The sequence below is a fragment of the Aquicoccus porphyridii genome (assembly GCF_008369105.1).
Taxonomy (GTDB): Bacteria; Pseudomonadota; Alphaproteobacteria; order Rhodobacterales; family Rhodobacteraceae; genus Aquicoccus; species Aquicoccus porphyridii.
This window is the reverse complement of sequence record NZ_VINQ01000231.1, coordinates 1-362: the sequence shown is the minus strand read 5'-3', so window position 1 is coordinate 362 and position 362 is coordinate 1. Positions and strand designations below refer to the sequence as shown.

The following is a 362-nucleotide window of genomic DNA, read 5'->3' as shown; positions in this document are numbered from 1 at the left end:
CAGACCGAGGTCGGCAAGCTGACCCCGGCGTCGATCCGCGACATCGCTCTCAAGCGCCAGGATATCCACTATCCGAAGCCGCGCGTGGTGACTCTCACCCAGGCCACCGAGGTCGGTACGGTGTACCGCCCGGACGAGTTGAAGGCGATCAGCGCCACCTGCAAGGAACTCGGCCTGCACCTGCACATGGACGGCGCGCGCTTCTCCAACGCCTGCGCCTTCCTCGGCTGCTCGCCGGCGGAGCTGAGCTGGAAGGCCGGGGTCGACGTGCTCTGCTTCGGCGGCACCAAGAACGGCATGGCGGTGGGCGAGGCGATCCTGTTCTTCAACCGCGACCTGGCCGAGGACTTCGACTACCGCTG

Annotated in this window: 1 protein-coding gene; it reads left to right on the top strand. The window is 67.1% G+C overall.

Going from position 1 to position 362, the window contains the following annotated elements; all coding sequences use genetic code 11:
- The coding region (locus FLO80_RS22640; protein WP_246156823.1) for a beta-eliminating lyase-related protein at window positions 1-362 on the top strand (362 nt) is incomplete at both ends.